We start from the raw sequence: 20,321 nt of genomic DNA on the forward strand, positions 1-20,321 counted from the left end.
TTCGGAGTGTGCTATAATAGCTTAGTCTCAGGTTTTCAGTTTGCAACTGATTATAAGTTAAAGGCAGGCTAAAACATGTAAAATAGATCGTATTTATAATGAATATGGTAACGGAGTACGCCGAATACTGGAGCTAACGGCAATATAGCCGATAGAGCCGATGAACTTATGAAAACAGGCGTGCATCATGGCCTTTTTATGAATAGCTTGAGCAGTAATGCAATGGATTTGATCATGAAGGGATATGTGAAATGAGTAAAACAACAGATATACTTCAACAGGAAGTCGACAAACGGCGTACGTTTGCGATTATTTCTCACCCGGATGCGGGTAAAACGACACTGACGGAAAAGCTGCTGCTGTTCGGGGGTGCGATTCGTCTTGCGGGTTCAGTTAAAGCGCGTAAAGCAAGCAAACACGCCACGAGTGACTGGATGGAGATTGAAAAACAGCGGGGGATCTCTGTAACATCCTCAGTAATGCAATTTGATTATAATGGTCACCGCATCAACATTCTGGACACCCCAGGTCACCAGGATTTCAGTGAAGACACGTATCGTACATTAACAGCAGCAGATAGCGCAGTCATGCTGATTGACGTAGCGAAAGGTGTGGAAGCGCAAACGATTAAGCTGTTTCAAGTTTGTGCGAAGCGTGGAATTCCGATTTTCACCTTCATTAACAAACTGGATCGTGAGGGACGCAGTCCTTTTGATTTGATGGAAGAGCTGGAGCAGGTGCTTGGCATCCGTTCGGTGCCTATGAATTGGCCGATTGGTACAGGACGCGAGCTGTGCGGTGTCTATGACCGTGTCAAAAATCAGGTCGAGCTGTTTCAGGGAGATGACCATTCCACGATCAAAGTACAGAAAGTGGAAGATTACAATGATCCGATCATTCGTGAGATGGCTGGCGAATATTTGCATGACCAATTATGCCAAGACTTGGAGTTGCTTGACGTCGCGGGTGACCCTTTTGACATGGAGAAAGTACAGCGCGGAGAATTAACACCTGTATTCTTCGGCAGTGCGATTAATAATTTTGGTGTACAAACATTTTTGGAAAACTTCCTTCAGCTTGCTCCTAAACCGGAGCCGCGGCGTAGTACAGCTGGGGAAATTGAGCCAACAAACGAAAAGTTTACCGGCTATGTATTTAAAATCCAAGCGAACATGAACCCGGCTCACCGTGACCGTATTGCATTTTTGCGTATTGTCTCCGGTAAGTTTCAACGCGGGATGAGTGTTAAGCATGTGCGGATGGGTAAGGAGATTAAGTTGTCTCAGCCACAGCAGTTCCTGGCACAGGACCGTGATATTGTCGAGGAGGCTTTTCCTGGCGATATTATAGGATTATTTGACCCGGGTATTTTCCGTATTGGTGATTCACTCAGCCAAGGTAGCGAGGTTGTGTTTGATGAATTGCCGACCTTCTCGCCTGAGATTTTTGCCAAGGTAACGGTGAAAAATGCCTTGAAGCACAAACAGTATCTGAAGGGTATTGATCAGTTGACCGAGGAAGGTATGATTCAGGTGTTCCGTACGGTGAGCTTCGACGATACGCTACTGGGTGTTGTCGGCCAACTGCAATTTGAAGTATTTGAGTACCGCATGAAGGGTGAATATGGCGTTGATGTACAGCTTCAGCGTATGCCATTCCAATTTGCACGTTGGATTGTGGATGATCAGATTGACCCGAGCAAGTTCCGTATTAACTCTACGCTGGTAAAGGATAAGAAAGGAAATTATGTCGCCTTGTTCGAAAACGAGTATGCGATGCGTACGGCTATGGAGAAAAATCCGACAGCTAAGTTCTTAGAAATGGCTCCATAAGATTGAATAAGCAGAACAGTTTGATCTCGGTCATTTAGTGTATACCACGAATAGTCCACTCGATGTTAATGCGAGTGGACTATTCTCATTTTCGAATACGGGTAAAATAATGAGCACAATTAAATCGGAACCAAATGTTAAATAGCTAGAGCTAGGTTAAGGGTACGGGTTTGATTTTATCGATTTGTTCATGTGCCAAATGGACGAAATCGTGCTGCTGGTTTGGACTCATATGCTTCCAAGCAATTTCAAGAATGACACCCAACCCAGGCAAAGCGGCCTCCGGTCCGTCCACTGACCCAATAATCATGTCCGTAAGATCAGCTTCTGATTTGCCGTGTACTTTGTGAACAATTGCTTGTCGTAAATCCATTGTAATGGGCATGTGTACCTCCCGTATGTTGTAGTAGTGGTCGAATGTATTATGGCTTGGGCTGTTGTCCAGTATACATGGAGAAGCATTTGGCATAAGTATGTCAAAATTTATGTTTGTAGCATGATATGCTATACTATGACGGACAGTATGGTGATCGGGAGGTAAAGAAGGAATGGCAAAAAAACAGTATGCGGTCATTGGTATGGGCCGTTTTGGTTCCAGTGTTGCCAGTGCGCTGAGTGAGATGGGTTTTGATGTGCTGGCTATTGACTCGGACGAGCAGCGTACACAGGAAATGTCGAATATTGTGACGCATGCGGTGTCTGCCGACTCGACGGATGAGGAAGCGCTGCGAGCGCTGGGTATCCGTAATTTTGACGTAATCGTAGTTGCGATTGGTGAAGATATACAGGCCAGTATTCTGACGACATTGATTCTCAAGGACATGGGCGTACCCGCTCTTGTGGTCAAGGCACAAAATGAACTGCATGGGAAAGTGCTGCAAAAAATAGGTGCGGATAAAGTCGTTTATCCTGAACGGGATATGGGGTTACGGGTAGCCCATCATTTGACATCTCCCAACATTTTGGATTATATCGAGCTGTCCAAGGACTACAGTATTTTGGAGATGAGAGCCGCCGATTCCATGATTGGAAAAAATCTCAAAGAGCTCGACATACGCGCACGCTTCGGCTGTAATGTGATGGCGATTCGCAGAAATCAGGAAATGAACATTTCACCTTATGCCGAAGATCGTCTGGAGTCGGGTGATGTGCTGGTCATTGTAGGCCACAAGGATGATCTGACCAAGCTGGAGCTGGCTTTTGCAGCCTAATGAGGCTTGGTGTTAAAGCAAAAGTGATACATCATTTATGTTTAAAGAAAAGGACCAAAGAAACGGAAGGTTAAACGAATGGAAATCATTTCACCGAATAATGCGCGTGTAAAAGAGTGGGCGCAACTGCTGGAGAAAAAGCATCGCACACGGCAGCATAAATATATTGTCGAAGGTATTCATCTGGTGCAGGAAGCGCTGCGTTCGGACGTGGCTGTCGAAACCGTCGCCTATGATTTGGACAAGGGCATTCCCGCTGAGCTGAATGGCCTAGATCAAGCAGACCAGACGGTGGAATGGGTTCCCGTGTCAGCGGCGGTCATTGCAAAATGCACCGATACGAAGACGCCGCAGTCGGTCTTTGCCATCGTGCGTAAGGAGGAGCGCAGTGCATTCCCGGCATTGCTGGAGCAGCCGGATGCACTGGTGATGGTGCTGGACGGGGTGCAGGACCCCGGCAATGTAGGCACCATCATCCGCAGCGCGGACGCTGCTGGAGCCGCAGGCGTAATATTGGGTCATGGCTGCGCCGACCTGTACAATCCCAAAACGATCCGCTCCACGATGGGATCGTTGTTTCACCTGCCAGTGATTGAAGGCAGCCTGGAGGAGCTTTTACCGCAGGCCAAAAGTAAAGGTGCCCGCTTGCTCAGCACCTCGCTGGATGCGAGCTTGTCATGCTATACCATAGATTTGCGCGCTTCCACTTGGCTTGTGATCGGAAACGAAGGCCAAGGTATTTCTGCTGCTACCGCGCGCATGGTGGATGAGTCGGTATTCATTCCGATGCAGGGGCAAGCGGAATCACTAAACGCAGCGATGGCTTCTACAGTGCTATTATTTGAGGCGATGAGACAACGAAACTAAGAGAAGAATACGGGTGAATGTGTGTGGTGTGGTTTATAACATCAATTGAGACTAATTATATTATTAAATGAGACTGTTTATACCATCTAAATGAGACAGTCAATGTCCCCGAAAACCCAATAAAACCGGGAATTAAGGCTAACCAAATACAAAATTATCTGTTAATGATTAATCTAAGTTTTCTTATTTTATGGTGAAAAAGGACAGTAAATTTTTTATAACAAGAAGTAAGACAAACATTATCTAAAGGGAAAATAACCTCTTCTCGGCTACAATAAAATTTTGTTATATATATTCTTACCTACAGGACAATTTAATATCTAACCTAAACAGTCCCGATGAAAAGCTTTCTATTTCGGGGCTGTTTTTACGTTATAGATGGTAGGTGAAATGATAACCCGTTTTTGGGAAATTGCTATTCCCATTCAAATCTCTTTCTGCTTTTTGGAGGATTACATCCGTCGATACTCAGGCAAAGTTTGTCTTTAGCTTTCGAGGATATTTAGATAATTAGCAAACCTGTTTTTAGATTGGATTGTTAAGCTGAGGCGAAACGGTACCCATCATTTATCTCATTTGTTGATTAATTCTGAGAAATATTAAATTGATATTGTCCGAAGAAAATAAAGTGTTAGACTGAAAAATAAAGTACTAGACTCGGAAAATAAAGTTTTAGACTTAGAAAATAAAGTATTAGACTGGTGAGCATTTCATTAAGCCAACTGGCAGAATAGTGAGAGAAAATGAACATTCTTAAAGCGGTGCCACTGAGGGTAGAGGAATAACTGTGTTGATATTAAAGCTGGATGGATTACTATACGAAATATAAAGGTCAAATAGCCGGGTTCATTGAAAGGCAGCGGTACTCCCACTCAAACGAGTAAGGGTGTACTACTGCCGTTTCTTTTTCAGATTCGTTTTTAGATTCCTGGGATTATAGTTGCAAACTTATATAATCAATCTAAGTGAAGCACGGCTTTGCCCGAGAATTTCCGTTCCATAAGATTACGGGCAACGGTGTCAATTTCGGTCCAAGGCGCCTCCACTTGGATTCGTGGGATTAACCGCTCATCTGTGACCAGCCGGGCCAGCAAACTCAGATCGTCCGCGGCTGATTGACGAGTGAGTTCCTCACCTAAAAAGAAGCTGTACAAGGTTCTTCCTCCGCTGGTCACCATATTCTTCATATCGATCATTGCGGTATTTGAAGAGGAAAATCCTACCGCAACGCAAATCCCTTGGGGCGCTAGCTGCGGCAGCAACGCCGCCAGTGCATTGCCGCCTACTGAATCGATGATCAGATCGTACGGCCCAAATTTGCTGGCTGATGAAATTGCGGAATATCCAATGATCACTTCGTCGGATCCGACCTCCCGAACAAGCTCAGCCTTCTCTTCCGTGCTTGCCGTACCTACAACGTATGCGCCGGATTGGACTGCAAGCTGATGGGCGAATAACCCAACTCCGCCGCTAGAGCCTGTAATGAAAATCCGTTTGCCAAGCAGCATGCCGCCTTTTCGAAGTGCATAAAGAGCCGTGAGCCCTGCTACGGGGAGGGTGGCCGCCTCCGTAAAAGTGAGTTTGTCTGGGATTTCGGCCAACAACGATACGGGAGCAGCCACTTGCTCGCTCCAGGCTCCCATCGGGAGCAAACCAACAACCCTGGCCCCTTTTTGCGGTCCTGCGCCGTTCTCTGCCGGCTCGATGACAATCCCGGCGAAATCCCAGCCAGGACGGCTAGATATTTCCTGATTTTTAGCGTCACTCACTTCACCGCGGTTGAGTGAGACGGCCTTCACTTGCACAAGCGCTTCCCATGGCTTAGGCTGCGGGGCGTCAACTTCCTTGAAGGCCAAAAGAGACGGGGCATGCGGATCAACAACAATAGTACGAATCATATCGGTTTTCCTCCATGTTGGTTATGGTCATTAGATGACCTTCATTTCAATGAGGAGTATACTTTAAATAAAGGTTCGGCCCAAGTGCAGAACTACACTTCATAAGAGAAGGGAAGAGAAGATGGATATAGATACGGAGAATTCCAGACATAGAATCGTAATGGGAGAAATTGAAGCCCTGCGGATAAAACGCCAGCAAAAGCTTGTCGATCAACTTCAACCGTCCTTGAAACGATTTACTCAACAAGAGCTAAACGACGAGGCTTTTCCTTCGTATAAAAATTTGCTGGTTGGACGTACCCGCCGCATACCGACCCGCCAGACGATAATAAATATTGCAGAATATCTTGAGTGTACATCCAACGAGCGTAACGATTTGCTTTTGGCAGCCGGTTTTCTTCCAATTCAGACCGAATTGTATGGACGGTCGTTGGAGCGTGCATTAGAGTGGGCTCAGCAAACGATGAGGAGTATTCCTTTTCCCGCCATGGTCGTAACACATACTCAGGACATCAAGGGATTAAATGAGCCGTTTCATCAATTGTTCGAAATCCCTCTCGACCGTTCATATGACGGTTTAATGAATAGGGTCGATTTACATTTTAATTCTGGTTTTCCTATCCGGTCCCGCTCCACGTTTGACAAGGCGTCGTTTAAGCAGTGGGAGGAGCACATCATAAACGGAATACAAGCCTTTAAGAGTGAGCACATGCTCTCGCGTTATGATGCGTGGTATCAAAAATTGCTGGATAGAGTTCAGAAATATAACGCGTGCGAATATCTGAGTGTGCCGGATGTAGGGGGAAATGTTGATCAAATACAAACAATTCTAGCCAGAATGGAAAGCTCCGGAGACCTTATTCCCGTACGCTACAGACAGGTTTCGATTTCCGCAGGCGGCCGCTTATATCCACAAATTGAGGTTTTCCTGCCAGTAGATTCTGCTGCGCGCACAGTTTTCGAGAACCTGGGATGTCCAGCTGATTGTGCATTTGTCTAATCCGACACTTACAAGAGGATGGAATCGAAAAGTTATTGGTAGCTGATAATTCAGAATAGGTGGTTGTTAGTTGAATGACAACAGCGGCATTCTAAGGCTTTATTTATCAAGTCTTGGTCTGCCGCTGCTTTATATTAATTGTTCAGTCGAAAACTTATTTTTCAAAAGCTGACGATTCTTCAGTTCAAACTTAGTTGGGCAATAAAAATGAGGGCTTGTAGAATAAACCTATTATCCTAAGGAGCGGATTTCTACAATGCCAAAACAACAACGACGTACCTTTACAGCAGAGTTCAAGAAGCAAATGGTGCTATTATATGAGAACGGAAAGTCCAGAGCGGATCTGGTGGAGGAATATGACCTCACCGCCTCGGCTTTGGATCGCTGGATTAAACAAGGCCAAACGACAGGCTCTTTCTCAGAGAAGGACAATCGCTCGCCAGAAGAGAATGAGCTAATCACTTTACGCAAAGAAGTTCAACGCCTCAAAATGGAAAATGATATTTTAAAGCAAGCCGCGCTGATCATGGGACGAAAGTAGCTATCATTCAGAATAATCGGGATAAATACTCGGTATCAGTATTGTGTGACGTCCTGCAAATCGCAAGAAGTACGTTTTACTATGAAGCCAACGAAGAGTCGCCAGAAGACGAAGTGACCACAGCCATTGTGGACATTTTTCACAAAAATCGAAAAGCGTATGGCACCCGAAAGATTAAAGTTAAGCTTCACGAGCGAGGGCTCGTGGTTTCCAGACGTCGAATCGGTCGGATCATGAAAGAGCAGGGACTGGTTTCGACATACACTGTGGCACAATATAAGCCCATAAAACCGCTTGTAATGAAGCGGCTATAGCCAATACACTGAACCGCAAGTTCAACCAAACGGAAAGCAAACGCGTGGTGGTCAGTGATCTAACCTATGTGAAAGTCCAGAACGAGTGGCACTATATTTGTGTGCTTATCGATCTGTTCAATCGAGAAATGATCGGTCATAGTGCTGGCCCTAATAAGGATGCAGCACTGATTTCTCGCGTCTTTGCGACCGTGAAAGGCGATCTGCATCAGATTCAGTGGTTTCATACCGACCGTGGCAGCGAGTTCAAAAATCAAAAGATGGATGAGCTTTTAGAGACGTTTGAAATCGGTCGATCGCTGAGTGCGAAAGGGTGTCCGTATGACAACGCCGTGGCCGAAGCCACCTATAAGATCATGAAAACGGAGTTCGTGAACCAGATGAACTTTCAAAATCTTCGTCATTTGGAGTTGGAATTATACGATTATGTTCATTGGTTCAACCAGCATCGAACTGATAGAAGATCCATTTTCATTGAGCGATAAATTTACATTTAACAATCTGATTACCTATTTAGAAAAACAAAAAGTTTATAATAAAGATGTAATTGATAATTTGAAGAAAGTTAAAAATCTTAGGAATAAAGTTACGCATGGAACTCTCCCATTAATAACAGAATGGGATCCAGATGATCCAAGAAGTAGAGAGGAGAAATTGAATCTGTTAAGAGGAGTAAGTGAAATCCCAGAAGCATACAAGATTAGTTTGAGAAGTGGTTCTGTGTATTTTGATTGTAGGGAATACGATCTGTCATTAAGATCACTCGATCCTGCAAGCAAGATTGCAGTTATTCAACTAGTATATATTCGAGAAATTTTGATGAGTATATTCAGTGATGAAATGCCCATCGTATAACATAATATTCACGCGGCGGGCATGCCCCTGGGCCCGGCAGAGGGGTTTTATGGGAGTGGGAGCTGCCAGACACCCAGCATACGCTGGGTCGTGAATACAGAAATGTTATCTGAAATACCAGCAACACCAAACAAACATAGGAAGCAGATGTTAGTTCCCTTCAGACTTTAGTGTATAATAAAGAATAAAGAGTGCAGGAGGTATGCATAGTGAGCATTGAAGAGAAACTTATTCAAGACTTTTTGGCATTGCCTGATGACAAGAAAATTGAAGTGATTGATTTCGTTGAATTCCTAAAGAATCGTAGCAATAAGCAAATGGAGTCGATCATGGACGATATTGTGAATGAAAATATTGAGGCACTTAGGGAGTTAGCTAAATGAAGAGTCTTAGTCTGGGACAAATTCTTGAATTCCATACTAAGATTATTAAGGCAACTAGTGGCTCCGATGGAGTTAGAGATCTTGGACTAATTGAAAGTGCTCTAAAGAAAGCAGAAGCAACTTTCGATGGACAGGAACTTTACGAAGGAAGTATAAAGAAAATATCTGTCATTACATTTGCTTTAATAAAGAATCATGGATTTATTGATGGGAATAAACAAATAGGGGTAGCAACAATGCTGCTTTTACTACGTTTAAATGAGATTTCTGTAAAGTACGAGCAAGAAGAATTAGTTGAATTGGGATTGAAGACTGCAGAAGGTGAATTCACAGAAGAGAACATACAAAAATGGATAGAAGAGCATCAAGTGTAGAAGTGGCTTGGTGTTCTTTTTTTGTAAGAACGACTGAAGGTAATTCAAAGTAGGCCGTTACATCTAACATAATATTCATGCTGCGGACTTTCGTCCTGGGTCCGGCATTCGCTGAGTCGTGAGTATAGGAACGTTATCCGAAAGAACCCTAAATCGATTAAGAGATGAGGAGCATTTGATGACCTATAAATCAATTTTAATAGATCAATTAACTGCATGTTATAACGATAAGAGTTGGTTCATTCCTCTTGCGGATATACTGGATGATCTAACAGCAACGGAAGCAGTTACTGAGAATGACAATAAACAAACCATATGGTCCATAGTGAATCATCTTATTTATTGGAATGAAACATGGCTTGAGCGTTTTAAGGCAGGAGAATTTATATTAAATAATGCTATTAACAATGATGAGACATTTTCTTTGACTCAAGATCAATTGAATGATTTAGGCTGGAAGGAAACATTAAATAGACTTGAGAATGTATTTAGCAATTGGAGAGTTATTTTAGAAGAAACAGATGAACCAAAGCTCACAAAACAACTTCCAGAATATTTTAATGCTCCTTGGTGGGGAGTTGTTTCTAATTTAAGTATTCATAATGCATATCATATCGGACAAATCATGTTGTTAAAGAAACAAATTCGAGTTAAATAATGTTTTTAGGCTGTTCGCAGATGAGGGGGCAGCATATGCAGAGCTGGTCGTCCGGCCAGGAAGTGATTTGGCTTGGTAAATCAAGCTCAAAAAAAAGGCACGTTTTCAGTTTTGAAAATGTGCCTTTTTTGCTATTAATTTAAAGTCGAAATGGCAGACGTAACAATGAGTGTCATCTGCTTAATTTGCGCCCTTCTTTGTCAAGAAACAACAGTTCGTAGTATTTTTTGGGTCGCCCTTTACTGTTGTCTCGTTTTTCAAATACCGTTTGTACGTATTTACTTTCTTCAATTTTGTTAAGGATACGGTTTGCACCTCTGACGGTCATGGACAGGCACCCAGCAACATCCTCAGAGGATAATTTATTTGTTCTCATGATTTCTGCATAGGACATGATTTTTTGCAAGTTGATGTTGTTTATTCCGATAGTTTTGGCTAACGCGATGATTTCCGGGTCCCCCTGTTCAGAGAACTGTATGACATTCATGCTCCGCATTGGGCCGATAACCTTCTGATCCTCGTTTATAAAAAAGCTGCAGCTGCCCGTAAAGGCTTCCGCCTGTCTGTGAGCTTTGGTGGCGTTAATGTTAGCTTGAAAATATTCATGTCCCGAGCCCCACCCGATCTTCACCTTGTCGCTTATGCGCTCTTCCAGATACTCCAGCAGGGTGCAGTTATGCGAGTTAGTGGTGATTTTCATGAAATTTCCGTAGGTGGTGTATAGTCTGACAAAGCCTTCCGAAATTTGGGCCGTGTCTGCCAGATTCACGCTGCGCAGAAACCTGCCGACAAGGACCTTTAGCTCATGAAGCTGCTCTTCAGATAGCGGATCCGCCGTTTTGGTCGATAAGCATGCGACAACTGCCCTCTGACTCTTAAGCTTGAGGATGGTAATCTCGTTGATGATCTCTCTTATGGTCTCTTTAACGTTTTCCAAAGTGGGCCGGATTAAGATATTTCTGACTCCGTGCTTTTTGAGTTCTGGAACAAAGTGGCCGAACGCGGTGATGGACAAGTCTATTTTCTTGTCTTCCCATAGAGTGATATGGTTCTCCAGCATTGTCTCCACCCGTTCGAGCAGATCACCGCTGTCAATGGGCTTTCCCTCATGAGTCAGGTATTGCTGGAATTCGCTGAAAGACTTGATTATATACGCATAATCCACATAGATCCGGGATATATCAAGCCCAGGTTCTGTAACCAGCAGCCGGAAAAGTTCCCTGTAAAGCAGGTTTTCATCATCCTGCAAAATGTGAACAGGTACTTTTTCATCCAGGCATTCCTTATCGATTGACTCGTAAAGCATCCTGCCACTGATCACAAATCCATCCACCGAATCTAAGTTTTTGAGATAGATGTCTGTTGTTTCCCGGAAGTTACTGATTGTAAGAAACCTGAACTGACATAAGGGCCGCATTTCTTCTTCAATGGCGCGGAAATAGTCCATATGGGTCTCAGGCGTGATAATACCCAGCTTGATTTTCATGATAGATTCCTTTCATAAACAGTTCAATCAAAAGAGTTATATCACAATAAATGTGATATTTCAATGTTCCGGCAGCCTCTAAAATAATGTTCTTAAAATGTCTTATTTTCTCTTGACAGCGAATGGGTTTAAAAGTACGATAAAATTGTTCTTAAAAAGTCTTAAAATATGAAGGGGGGAATGTTTACTCTGTTCTTACGTTCATTCAATTTGTGCTTTGGGAGATGTTTATTGTGATTGAAGAAGCTGGAGATTTTTTGAGTATGGCCCATCAGCTGCAGGACAAATTGGTCAAGCACAGGCATCATCTTCATGCGGTTCCGGAACTTGATTTAAGTTTGCCGAGGACAACTGCCTACGTAAAAGAGGTGTTGGAGTCGATGGGGCTTGAGCCTACTCCCGTAGGAGAGTCAGGTCTAATGGTTACGATCGGCGGACAACATGCCGGGAAGGTGGTTCTTATCCGTGCGGATATGGATGGGCTGCCCATTCAAGAAGAAACGGAGCTTTCTTTTGCGTCGTTGAACGGAAACATGCATGCATGCGGTCATGACTTGCATACTTCCATGCTGCTCGGAGCTGCGGAGATCCTGAAGGCCAACGAAGAGCAGCTTCGCGGGACGGTTAAGCTTATGTTTCAGCCGGGTGAAGAGACTCTGCACGGGGCAAAGATGATGCTTGAGAATGGGATTCTTGACAATCCTAAGGTGGATGCAGCCATGATGCTTCATGTGTTGACCGGAATGCCAATTCCTATCGGGCAATTTGTAGTGCCTGAGGCCGGTGGAGCTATCTCAGCTTCCTCTGATTGGTTCGAAATCATCATCCGCGGAAGGGGTGCACATGGAGCAATGCCGAGTGCCGCGGTCGATCCGTTAAATGTGGCTGCTCATCTTCATCTGGCGCTGCAGGGTATTCTCAGCCGTGAAATTCCGCCAGTTGAGAGTGCCGTCCTTACCATTGGCTTGATGGAAGGCGGAAGTACAAACAACGTGATTCCCGATACGGCCAGAATGAAAGGAAGCGTACGCACATTTAACGCCGCATTGCGGGACAAAATGGAAACCCGTATCCACGACACTTCTGCAGGTATCGGAGAAACTTTTCAGGCAAAGGTGGATGTGATCTATACCAGGGGATGTCCTGAGGTGAAAACGGACAGCGGGCTTAACCGTCAAATGAGAACTACGATTGCAAACACTTTTGGCGCCAGTTCCTTAATCGGTATAACCCAATTGATACCCGGCGGGAAATTAATGGGATCGGAAGACTTCGCATTTGTCTCACAAGCGGTGCCAAGTACCTCAGTATTTCTTAACGCAGGCAATACCGAGAAAGGCTATGGTTACCCTGTGCACCATCCAAAGACGATGTTCTCGGATGAGGTGCTGTACAAAGGGGCTGCGGCTTACGCTGCTTTCGCCAGAGATTGGCTTGAAAGTAATAGATAATATCTCAACAAAACCAGGAGGAATTGAAATGACAGAGAGACGTATGATTGGACCAACCAAATTTGAAGAGTACTCGGAGAAATACAAGGAATTTCTATTAATGACCCGCCGTGACGGAATCATCGAAGTACGGTTGCATACCGACGGAGGACCGTACAAGCATTCTTGGGAAGCCCATACGGCATGGTCCCATGCATGGTCAGATATTGGCCGCGACCCTGAGAACGAGGTAATGATTATTTCAGGAACAGGGGATAAATGGGTAATAGGGGACCCTGAGGTCTGGAATACAAAATTTATGGACTGGCCGAAGCAAAAGAAGCTCGAACAGTATCATGAATCGCTGAGACTGCTTGAAAATTTGATATTCTGCATTGACATCCCCACCATCGGGGCGATCAACGGGCCGGGAACGCACTGTGAACTCGCAACTCTCTGCGATATTACCATTTGTACTGAAGACGCGGACTTTTTTGATCCTCATTATCTGGGAGGCACACCTCCCGGAGATGGAATGCTGCTCACACTGCAGAACATGATCGGTTTCAAGAAAGCAGCATATTACGCATACACCGGCAAGAATATCAATGGTCAAACCGCCTTGGACCTGGGCATCGTTAGTGAAGTCCTGCCCCGGGAAAAGCTTCTTCCTCGCGCATGGGAGCTTGCGGAGATGATCATGCAGGCACCGCGTTCAACGAGACATCTGTCCCACTCCATTATATCCCGTCCATGGAAACAAGCCCTGGTCAGTGATCAAGGGTTCCAGCTTGCCCACCAAATGTACGACATGGCCATTGATGAAGAAGGAGCTCTGGAGCGGCTGAAAAAAATGCAAGGACGTCTAATGGGCAAAGAAGTTCATTAGAGCTATGGCGGGACCTACACGATTCGAAGAATACTCGGAGAAGTACAAGGACTTGTTCTTCATGACAGAAATTGATCAATACCGCGAAGCTAAAAATATATCTACCGGATACATTTACACTGTGCTCTATAAGAAAATAAAAGGCATGAATTTTTAAAAGATAAGTAAGATTATTGTCTGAAATGAGTCCGTATCGTTAAATTACTTTAGATATTCTGAGGAAATAAAGATAAACGTGTTTAATTCAAGCTATATGTGGTTGATTTTTGGTTTACCAGTAAAGGAGCGGCAGACTTTGGGAGAAGATAAACTCATGTAACTTGTGTTGGAACAATTGGAGGGCATATTTTTTACGGGCACTGAGACGGCTGATTAACAGGGAGGACATTTTGGAAGGGGCAATTCTCAATCAGCTGATCAAATCGTAGCCAGATTTCTAGAACGATACACACAATAATGAGGGAAAAACTTCTACTTTTGTAAATATTTTTCGTATGGAAAAAGGATTTAAACAATGAGTCATTTTAAGAGAGGAGAAATTTGAGCGTGCGTTTAGTGGACTTAACCTCAATACAAGAAATAGAATCCTTCATCGGAAGTAATCCTTTGAGTATGTTATACGTATCTCAAGATGATTGTAATGTATGCCATGCCATTTACCCTAAGCTCAAAACAATGCTTAATCTATACCCTAAATTGGCACTTGCTCATGTTGATGCTAGTCAAGTGGAGGAGATCACAGGAAGGTTTTTAATTTTTTCTGTGCCGACGATCTTGGTTTTTCTTGATGGGAGAGAATATCTACGCGAAGGTCGTTTTGTTCAATTTGAACAATTGAAAAAACAATTACAGTTATTGTCAGATGCAGTTTAAATCTTCGATTAAAAACAAAAGGCACACCTTCAGTATTATGTCCTTTCTTAGGCGTTTTATTGAAGGTGTATTTCAAGTAATGGCCAATTCTGTTGTTAGAAAAACCACCTTTACCAAGTAAAAGGTGGTTTTTCTAACAACAAAACATGCGTTATATGTTCTTTTATGTTGATTTTCGTTCCACCAAAGTAAACTCTAGTGAATTTAGTGCGTTTTTCGTCTGGTTAAGCTTATTATGAATAATAATAAAGGCATTGTCGGCCTGAAAGTCAACAGGATAGTTAATCGTTGTCAGATCCAGCAAAGGAGCGAGTGCGGAATTATTAAACCCCATAATGCCTCGTCCGTAAACCGATTCCTTTATATGTTCCCACTCCTGGCTACGATGCAGGACATGCTGGCATAGCCATTCCGGCATCTCTTGTGAATCTTGAACGGTATTTTCTCGAAAGCCAAAAAATTCTCGGATTTGAGCGGGTGATATTTGATCATCCGACCGTTCCAATCGTATTGTGCATACAGTTCTGCCGGCACTTCGATTTGCTTCGCGATGTATGAAATGACGGTCTTAGGTACTTCAAATTTATGGAACGGAAATCGTGCCTCGTATTGGAAGAACTTAAACATGACCGCGAAACCGATCCTCGTCTCACTGCTCTTATTCCCCATTTGCTGCATTTCGTTCGGGAGAAAGGTAAAATGCTCAATCAGCTCGTCCAGTTCCCAATTTCGCTTCATGTAATCCCTTCCGAATAAAGTTCCTATTACTGTGAGTAACGGAACTTAGCGCTTGAAATAAGTATATCCAAGCTGTATATGTTAGACAATATGTGTCTCAAATAACTCGAAGTTCCATATACAAAAATAAATAATTCGGAACTTTTATTTATTCATGGGGACTAGGCTAACGGGCAGGTTAGTTTAAAAACCTTCTTAATATACTCTTTTTAAGGGTGGATCTTTTTCTGATGGGTTCGTTTCTCAGAAATAAAAGTTTCTTTGTACGTTCTTTTTTACAAGGTTTTCTCGATTACAATGGATAATTTGTAGTTAGCGTAATTGTTTAACTCTAATAAAAATTGGTTTAACGCTTCATTACTTGGAAACCTACATTCAAGCAGATAGCATCCATCACCGCTTATTTTGTAATTATTTAGGATGTGATCCTCTTTAGAATGAATGAATGAAAGAAATGGTTGATGGTGTGTATCTTTAATATAGATATTTAGAAATGCATACGTAAAACATCCTAATTTTGCGTGATTAACTTTAATGCTGTATCCCTCTATAACTCCAGTATCCTCAAGTTTTTCTACCCGGGCTGCTGCTGCAGGTCCAGTTAGGTGCACTCTTTCCCCTAATTCTTTCATGGTAATTCGACTATTTTGACTCAGCTCTTCAATAATTCGTTTATCTGTTTGATCCAAATCAAACGCATCTCCTTTAAAAAATAAAGTAAAAAGACCAATACACTTTATTTAATCTGTGTATTTGAAGGTTACATCTAGTATAAACTTATCATTGTCAAGAAACAAAATTAAAAAAACAGAAGGAGAATTATATATAAATATGCACATTCAACAAGTTCGAAATGCAACAATCATTGTTCACTATGCAGGTAAAAAGTTCCTAGTCGATCCATTACTTGCGGACAAAGGTCTGTATGATCCATTCCCGGCGGGGATCAGAGAGGATTTGAGAAATCCTATAATTGATTTGCCAATGTCCGTTTACGACATCATTAAGGATGTCGATGCTGTTATTCTAACTCATTTGCATCTAGATCACTACGATGATATAGCAAAAACAGTGCTTCCAAAAGGCACTAAAGTTTTTGTACAAAACGAAGAAGATGCTAAACAAGTTGAAAGTGACGGTTTTCAACAAGTAGAAGTACTTGCTGAAGATACGCTTTTTGAAGGTATTCAGTTAATTAAAACAAAAGGCGAGCACGGCAGAGGGAAAGATTTATTAAAAATGATGGGTCAGGTATGTGGTGTTGTCTTCAAACATGCCAACGAGAAGACGTTATACCTAGCCGGAGATACAGTATGGTATGAAGGTGTCGAAAAAGAAATCATTTCCCACACTCCTGAGATTATCGTGTTGAACGCTGGAAATAATAGTTTGCATGATTTGGGCTCACTTATAATGGGCAAAGAAGATGTTTACGAGGTGCATAAGGCGGCTCCTAACGCCAAAATTATCTCAGTCCATATGGAAGCAGTTAATCATTGGACATTATCTAGAAAAGAACTAAAAAGCTTTGGAGAAGAAAAGGGATTTACCTCTAATTTATTAGTTCCCGAAGACGGCGAATCGTACACTTTTTAATGTGCACTGCGAAAGGTTGGAATATGAGTCGCATTGGAGATTGTGTTGTTCAAATAAAATGAGACCTTCATATGGGTCTCATTTTATTATGAATTTTTATAACAATTTATTTATTCCTTTAATGCAGAATATTAGCTCACTTGCATATCAAGTATTTACCAAAATCTACAGACAGGAGAATATGCTGTGAACCAAACGAATCCTAAACTGTGGACGAAAAACTTTATTATTCTTTCGTCTGTCAATTTCATTATGACATTAATTTTCTTTTTATTAAACGCGACAATCACTCTTTATGCAATTAATGAATTTGATGCATCAACCGGCCAAGCTGGCATCGTCGCAGGTATTTTTATTATCGGTTCATTATTAGGGCGTTTGTTTACAGGACGTCTTATACATTCCAAAAAAATCTTGATGACCAGCTTGTTTTTATTAATTTTAACAACATTACTTTATTTCGTTCATCTTAATGTTAACTTTCTCATATTAAATCGGCTTTTAAACGGTATCACAGTGGGTATTATATCTACAATTGTGAGTACGATTGTTGTATTTAGCCTTCCTGCACCACGAAAAGGTGAAGGGATAAGTTATTTTGCAATTAGTACGGCCTTGGCCACAGGAATCGGTCCATTTATTGGTTTAGTTTTGAGTCAAAACTCAAACTTTGAAATGATTTTTTCTTTAAGTCTATTGCTTGGAATTTTTAGCTTAGTAATCGCATTTTTTCTTAAGTTTCCCGCAACGTACAAGACTGAGAAGAACAATAAAAAGGGAATAAAAATCTCTGACTTTGTTGAGCCAAAAGTAATGCCGATAGCAATTATTATTTTTTTCATGACTTTTTGTTTTTCCGGCATAGTTTCATATTTAAATATTTATGCTTTGGAGTTAGGGTTAATAGACACAGCAAGTTTCTTCTTTATGGTATATACTGTTTTTGTCTTAATATCACGACCTTTTACAGGACGAATAATGGACAAAAAAGGTGCTAACATTATCATATATCCGGCTCTTATTATATATGGAGTAGGGATGCTTCTTTTAAGCTCAGTTAACAGTAGCTTTACATTGTTATTGGTAGGAGCATTAGTTGCTCTGGGATTTGGTAATATTTCTTCCATAACTCAAGCCATAGCCATCAATTTAGCCGAACCTCACCGAGTTGGCTTAGCAACTGCGACGTTCTTTATATTCTATGATCTAGGGAACGGATTTGGCCCATCGATTATCGGTTTGATAATTCCAGCTACAGGATATAGTGGTTTGTATGTAATACTCGGATTAATTGTATTAGCTACACTTTTTCTATATTACATGTTGTATGGAAAGAAAGAAGGTAAAATTCAAAATCAAGTGGTAAACTAAAGAGCACTTAAAGAGAGGATCCTGAGAATTTGAACTGTGACCTGTAAGAGATAGACATCTGTATAATTATTTTTTCATATCAAAGCGATTGGCATAAGTACGAAATCTTCTTAAAAAATAGAGCGAGGAGAAATTTATGACTGTAGTATTAAAAAGAGTTAATAACGAGAATATTGATGAGATAAAAAAAATCTATGATGATTCGTTTCCTAAAGAAGAGATGGTCCCATATAATAAATTGGTAGAGATAAGCAATGATACCGACCATTTGTTTTATGGAATATATGATGATTACACGCTGGTAGGAATGAATTATCTAATCGTAAAAAACGATATGCTTTACATATTGTATTTGGCAATTAGTAAAGCATATCAAAATAAAGGGTACGGGAAAGCAGTTGTTAATGAGATAATAAATAAATACTCTAACTATCGGATTTGCCTGAATATTGAAGAAGTTAACCCTAAATTTCTTAATAATAATCAAAGAATTAAAAGGAAAAGTTTTTATCAACTCTTAGGTTTTGAGTCTCAGGATTACTTGTTTTCAAATTATGAAGGCGTAACTTTCGAAACGATGTCAATAAATGGGGATGTATCCTATAAAGAAATTCATGCGTTATTCGATTATTTTAAAAAGCTAAGATAGACTGAGAATAACACGGACGGGTAGCAAGAAAAATTATCAAAAGAACGGTATCTAACTGTAAATATGTTGATGGCGTGTGCATATTGGGGTAAAAGCTAATATGCACACTTTACTATATTTTCTTGATGTCATGATGAAGAAAAAAGTCGGATCATTAAACTAACGGGAAACGATAGTTCAATCTCCAACTAAGACTAGGCTGCCGATCAATTGTCGGCAGCCTAGCTCTGTCTTTGCCCATTAACGTAAACAACCCAACAAGATAAATGTAGGTTTATTCCATACGTTTGAGACGCTTGTATTCTCCAATCATTGCGAAATTCCCAGCACTTATATTTAACATATTAATCCATCTGCTTTGCCCATAGTGACAGCGACGCTGGTACTACCCCGTTTGACATGTGAAGCATTACATAAATTACAGTGTTATATCAATGAGGGCTTCAATATGAAATAAGGTATAAAAGCGGTAACTATTGGTGGGAGTTCAATTACAAATACATGAATATTTATAATTTTTCACTTTGTACGTTAGTTGTATACTTGACGTTAGTAAAATTATATAATAAAATTCAATTGATCGATTGAATAATTGATGTATTAATCGAGCGATACATAATTTAATTGGAGGTTTGATTTCTATGGCAAAAGCATAGCTTCAAATTACATTGAAAATTAATGCACCAGAACGTGAGGCGGCTGTAAAGGTTTTATACAACTTATAAAAGAGCTGTTCCTTAGTGAGAAATTTGTCAAATCTCATAGAGTAATGAATCTTAACCTTAACGAAGTTTTGGACTTACAATATCTAAAAGGGGATGTTAATATGGCAGAAAAAACAATTAACATGAATACGGTTTGGTACAAAGATGCAAAGGGTGATGGACGCATTAAAAGTGACAATCTACAAACTCAAATTGCAATTCCAGTCCCCAAAGGGGGAAGTGGTAAAGGGGCTGACCCACAACAACTTCTTATCTCTTCTGCAGTAGCTTGTTACACGATGACCTTAGCATATATGTTAGATAAAAATAAACTTCCTGTGACAGGATTCTTTATGGATACAGAAGGTAATATAACTCAAGGTGATCAATTAAGTATTACCCATCGCCCGCATGTTGTTCTGAATCCAGGAGCGACCAATGAAGACATAAGCATGACAGAAGCTTTGATGCAAAAAGCAGAAGAAAATTGCCATATTGGTCAATTACTGATAAAGGCCGGCATTCCCGTAGGAACTCAAGGAAAAGTAACTATCGATTCTGGAGAGGATCTTACAAGTAGCTATATTGCAGCACACGGATTGGAATAGTAAAGCTAAATGTCAATGAGTATTATTCGCTCTAATCAAGTCGT

20 protein-coding genes and 2 pseudogenes are annotated in these 20,321 nt (G+C 41.5%); 16 read left to right on the plus strand and 6 right to left on the minus strand.

Features of this window, described 5'->3' with window-relative positions; translation table 11 throughout:
* Positions 1-251: 251 nt before the first annotated feature.
* Entirely contained in the window at positions 252-1,832 is a 1,581-nt protein-coding gene (locus tag NLX73_RS15960) for a peptide chain release factor 3 (protein WP_013311888.1), read from the plus strand.
* 151 nt (positions 1,833-1,983) lie between these two features.
* Here the strand turns inward: NLX73_RS15960 and NLX73_RS15965 are convergent, their stop codons facing one another.
* Positions 1,984-2,217: a small acid-soluble spore protein SspI gene (locus NLX73_RS15965; RefSeq protein ID WP_016819939.1), complete on the minus strand. Its 234-nt coding sequence runs from the start codon at positions 2,215-2,217 to the stop codon at positions 1,984-1,986.
* Positions 2,218-2,377: 160 nt separating this feature from the next.
* On the opposite strand from NLX73_RS15965, the pseudogene NLX73_RS15970 reads away from it, so the two are divergent.
* Both NLX73_RS15970 and NLX73_RS15975 read left to right on the plus strand, forming a co-directional pair.
* Positions 2,378-3,043 (plus strand): annotated as a pseudogene (locus NLX73_RS15970) (potassium channel family protein); the annotation flags it as partial.
* A 78-nt stretch (positions 3,044-3,121) separates the two neighbouring features.
* Positions 3,122-3,910, plus strand: a complete 789-nt coding sequence (locus NLX73_RS15975; protein ID WP_254326673.1) for a TrmH family RNA methyltransferase — start codon at positions 3,122-3,124, stop codon at positions 3,908-3,910.
* A gap of 956 nt (positions 3,911-4,866) precedes the next feature.
* Here NLX73_RS15975 and NLX73_RS15980 read toward each other — a convergent pair.
* Positions 4,867-5,808, minus strand: a complete 942-nt coding sequence (locus NLX73_RS15980) for a zinc-binding dehydrogenase (protein WP_254326674.1) — start codon at positions 5,806-5,808, stop codon at positions 4,867-4,869.
* Between the two features lie 121 nt (positions 5,809-5,929).
* Between NLX73_RS15980 and NLX73_RS15985 the strand changes: the two genes are divergently transcribed.
* The 6 genes and pseudogenes from NLX73_RS15985 to NLX73_RS16010 all read left to right on the plus strand — a co-directional run bounded on the left by NLX73_RS15985 (position 5,930) and on the right by NLX73_RS16010 (position 9,933).
* A complete protein-coding gene (locus NLX73_RS15985; RefSeq protein ID WP_254326675.1) occupies positions 5,930-6,808 on the plus strand; it encodes a hypothetical protein in 879 nt (292 codons plus the stop codon).
* Positions 6,809-7,064: 256 nt separating this feature from the next.
* Positions 7,065-8,148 (plus strand): annotated as a pseudogene (locus tag NLX73_RS15990) (IS3 family transposase).
* Positions 8,138-8,518, plus strand: coding sequence for a hypothetical protein (locus NLX73_RS15995; RefSeq protein WP_254326676.1), 381 nt, complete (start codon positions 8,138-8,140; stop codon positions 8,516-8,518). The pseudogene NLX73_RS15990 and the gene NLX73_RS15995 overlap by 11 nt, the downstream one beginning before the upstream one ends.
* A 209-nt stretch (positions 8,519-8,727) precedes the next feature.
* Positions 8,728-8,901: a DUF2281 domain-containing protein gene (locus NLX73_RS16000; protein WP_080658656.1), complete on the plus strand. Its 174-nt coding sequence runs from the start codon at positions 8,728-8,730 to the stop codon at positions 8,899-8,901.
* A complete protein-coding gene (locus tag NLX73_RS16005; RefSeq protein WP_254326677.1) occupies positions 8,898-9,275 on the plus strand; it encodes a type II toxin-antitoxin system death-on-curing family toxin in 378 nt (125 codons plus the stop codon). The genes NLX73_RS16000 and NLX73_RS16005 overlap by 4 nt, the downstream gene beginning before the upstream one ends.
* 178 nt (positions 9,276-9,453) lie before the next feature.
* The gene (locus NLX73_RS16010; RefSeq protein ID WP_254326678.1) at positions 9,454-9,933 is read left to right on the plus strand and encodes a DinB family protein; all 480 of its coding nucleotides are present in this window, start codon (positions 9,454-9,456) and stop codon (positions 9,931-9,933) included.
* Positions 9,934-10,105: 172 nt separating this feature from the next.
* Here the strand turns inward: NLX73_RS16010 and NLX73_RS16015 are convergent, their stop codons facing one another.
* Entirely contained in the window at positions 10,106-11,419 is a 1,314-nt protein-coding gene (locus tag NLX73_RS16015; protein WP_254326679.1) for a transcriptional regulator, read from the minus strand.
* 224 nt (positions 11,420-11,643) lie between these two features.
* Between NLX73_RS16015 and NLX73_RS16020 the strand changes: the two genes are divergently transcribed.
* The 3 genes from NLX73_RS16020 to NLX73_RS16030 all read left to right on the plus strand — a co-directional run bounded on the left by NLX73_RS16020 (position 11,644) and on the right by NLX73_RS16030 (position 14,611).
* Positions 11,644-12,870, plus strand: a complete 1,227-nt coding sequence (locus tag NLX73_RS16020; protein WP_254326680.1) for a M20 metallopeptidase family protein — start codon at positions 11,644-11,646, stop codon at positions 12,868-12,870.
* A 28-nt stretch (positions 12,871-12,898) separates the two neighbouring features.
* Positions 12,899-13,738, plus strand: a complete 840-nt coding sequence (locus NLX73_RS16025) for an enoyl-CoA hydratase/isomerase family protein (protein WP_029518183.1) — start codon at positions 12,899-12,901, stop codon at positions 13,736-13,738.
* A gap of 546 nt (positions 13,739-14,284) precedes the next feature.
* Positions 14,285-14,611 carry a thioredoxin family protein gene (locus tag NLX73_RS16030; RefSeq protein WP_254326681.1) on the plus strand — a complete coding sequence of 109 codons (327 nt, stop codon included), beginning with the start codon at positions 14,285-14,287 and terminating at the stop codon, positions 14,609-14,611.
* 163 nt (positions 14,612-14,774) lie between these two features.
* Here the strand turns inward: NLX73_RS16030 and NLX73_RS16035 are convergent, their stop codons facing one another.
* The 3 genes from NLX73_RS16035 to NLX73_RS16045 all read right to left on the minus strand — a co-directional run bounded on the left by NLX73_RS16035 (position 14,775) and on the right by NLX73_RS16045 (position 16,038).
* Complete coding sequence (locus tag NLX73_RS16035) at positions 14,775-14,945, minus strand: type 1 periplasmic-binding domain-containing protein (RefSeq protein WP_196765450.1); 171 nt, start codon at positions 14,943-14,945, stop codon at positions 14,775-14,777.
* A gap of 26 nt (positions 14,946-14,971) precedes the next feature.
* Positions 14,972-15,349, minus strand: a complete 378-nt coding sequence (locus NLX73_RS16040) for a DUF4158 domain-containing protein (protein ID WP_254326682.1) — start codon at positions 15,347-15,349, stop codon at positions 14,972-14,974.
* Between the two features lie 275 nt (positions 15,350-15,624).
* Positions 15,625-16,038, minus strand: a complete 414-nt coding sequence (locus tag NLX73_RS16045) for an Lrp/AsnC family transcriptional regulator (protein WP_081112447.1) — start codon at positions 16,036-16,038, stop codon at positions 15,625-15,627.
* Between the two features lie 142 nt (positions 16,039-16,180).
* Between NLX73_RS16045 and NLX73_RS16050 the strand changes: the two genes are divergently transcribed.
* From NLX73_RS16050 to NLX73_RS16065, 4 genes are all read left to right on the plus strand, one after another.
* Entirely contained in the window at positions 16,181-16,945 is a 765-nt protein-coding gene (locus NLX73_RS16050) for an MBL fold metallo-hydrolase (RefSeq protein WP_254326683.1), read from the plus strand.
* A 186-nt stretch (positions 16,946-17,131) separates the two neighbouring features.
* The gene (locus NLX73_RS16055; protein ID WP_254326684.1) at positions 17,132-18,316 is read left to right on the plus strand and encodes an MFS transporter; all 1,185 of its coding nucleotides are present in this window, start codon (positions 17,132-17,134) and stop codon (positions 18,314-18,316) included.
* A gap of 136 nt (positions 18,317-18,452) precedes the next feature.
* A complete protein-coding gene (locus NLX73_RS16060; protein ID WP_103048882.1) occupies positions 18,453-18,965 on the plus strand; it encodes a GNAT family N-acetyltransferase in 513 nt (170 codons plus the stop codon).
* A gap of 826 nt (positions 18,966-19,791) precedes the next feature.
* A complete protein-coding gene (locus NLX73_RS16065; RefSeq protein WP_254326685.1) occupies positions 19,792-20,277 on the plus strand; it encodes an OsmC family protein in 486 nt (161 codons plus the stop codon).
* Positions 20,278-20,321: the final 44 nt, after the last annotated feature.

It is taken from the genome of Paenibacillus sp. CH40 (genome assembly GCF_024213605.1).
In the GTDB taxonomy this organism is placed as follows: domain Bacteria; phylum Bacillota; class Bacilli; order Paenibacillales; family Paenibacillaceae; genus Paenibacillus; species Paenibacillus polymyxa_B.

Excerpts from the sequence above, each read along its gene's own strand:
- NLX73_RS15965 (WP_016819939.1), bottom strand. The coding sequence starts at position 2,217 with ATGCCCATTACAATGGATTTACGACAAGCAATTGTTCACAAAGTACAC.
- NLX73_RS16025 (WP_029518183.1), top strand. The coding sequence starts at position 12,899 with ATGACAGAGAGACGTATGATTGGACCAACCAAATTTGAAGAGTACTCG.
- NLX73_RS16065 (WP_254326685.1), top strand. The coding sequence starts at position 19,792 with ATGGCAGAAAAAACAATTAACATGAATACGGTTTGGTACAAAGATGCA.
- NLX73_RS15975 (WP_254326673.1), top strand. The coding sequence starts at position 3,122 with ATGGAAATCATTTCACCGAATAATGCGCGTGTAAAAGAGTGGGCGCAA.
- NLX73_RS16035 (WP_196765450.1), bottom strand. The coding sequence starts at position 14,945 with ATGGGGTTTAATAATTCCGCACTCGCTCCTTTGCTGGATCTGACAACG.
- NLX73_RS16050 (WP_254326683.1), top strand. The coding sequence starts at position 16,181 with ATGCACATTCAACAAGTTCGAAATGCAACAATCATTGTTCACTATGCA.
- NLX73_RS16040 (WP_254326682.1), bottom strand. The coding sequence starts at position 15,349 with ATGAAGCGAAATTGGGAACTGGACGAGCTGATTGAGCATTTTACCTTT.
- NLX73_RS16015 (WP_254326679.1), bottom strand. The coding sequence starts at position 11,419 with ATGAAAATCAAGCTGGGTATTATCACGCCTGAGACCCATATGGACTAT.
- NLX73_RS16005 (WP_254326677.1), top strand. The coding sequence starts at position 8,898 with ATGAAGAGTCTTAGTCTGGGACAAATTCTTGAATTCCATACTAAGATT.
- NLX73_RS15960 (WP_013311888.1), top strand. The coding sequence starts at position 252 with ATGAGTAAAACAACAGATATACTTCAACAGGAAGTCGACAAACGGCGT.
- NLX73_RS15980 (WP_254326674.1), bottom strand. The coding sequence starts at position 5,808 with ATGATTCGTACTATTGTTGTTGATCCGCATGCCCCGTCTCTTTTGGCC.
- NLX73_RS15985 (WP_254326675.1), top strand. The coding sequence starts at position 5,930 with ATGGATATAGATACGGAGAATTCCAGACATAGAATCGTAATGGGAGAA.
- NLX73_RS16010 (WP_254326678.1), top strand. The coding sequence starts at position 9,454 with ATGACCTATAAATCAATTTTAATAGATCAATTAACTGCATGTTATAAC.
- NLX73_RS16020 (WP_254326680.1), top strand. The coding sequence starts at position 11,644 with ATGTTTATTGTGATTGAAGAAGCTGGAGATTTTTTGAGTATGGCCCAT.
- NLX73_RS16060 (WP_103048882.1), top strand. The coding sequence starts at position 18,453 with ATGACTGTAGTATTAAAAAGAGTTAATAACGAGAATATTGATGAGATA.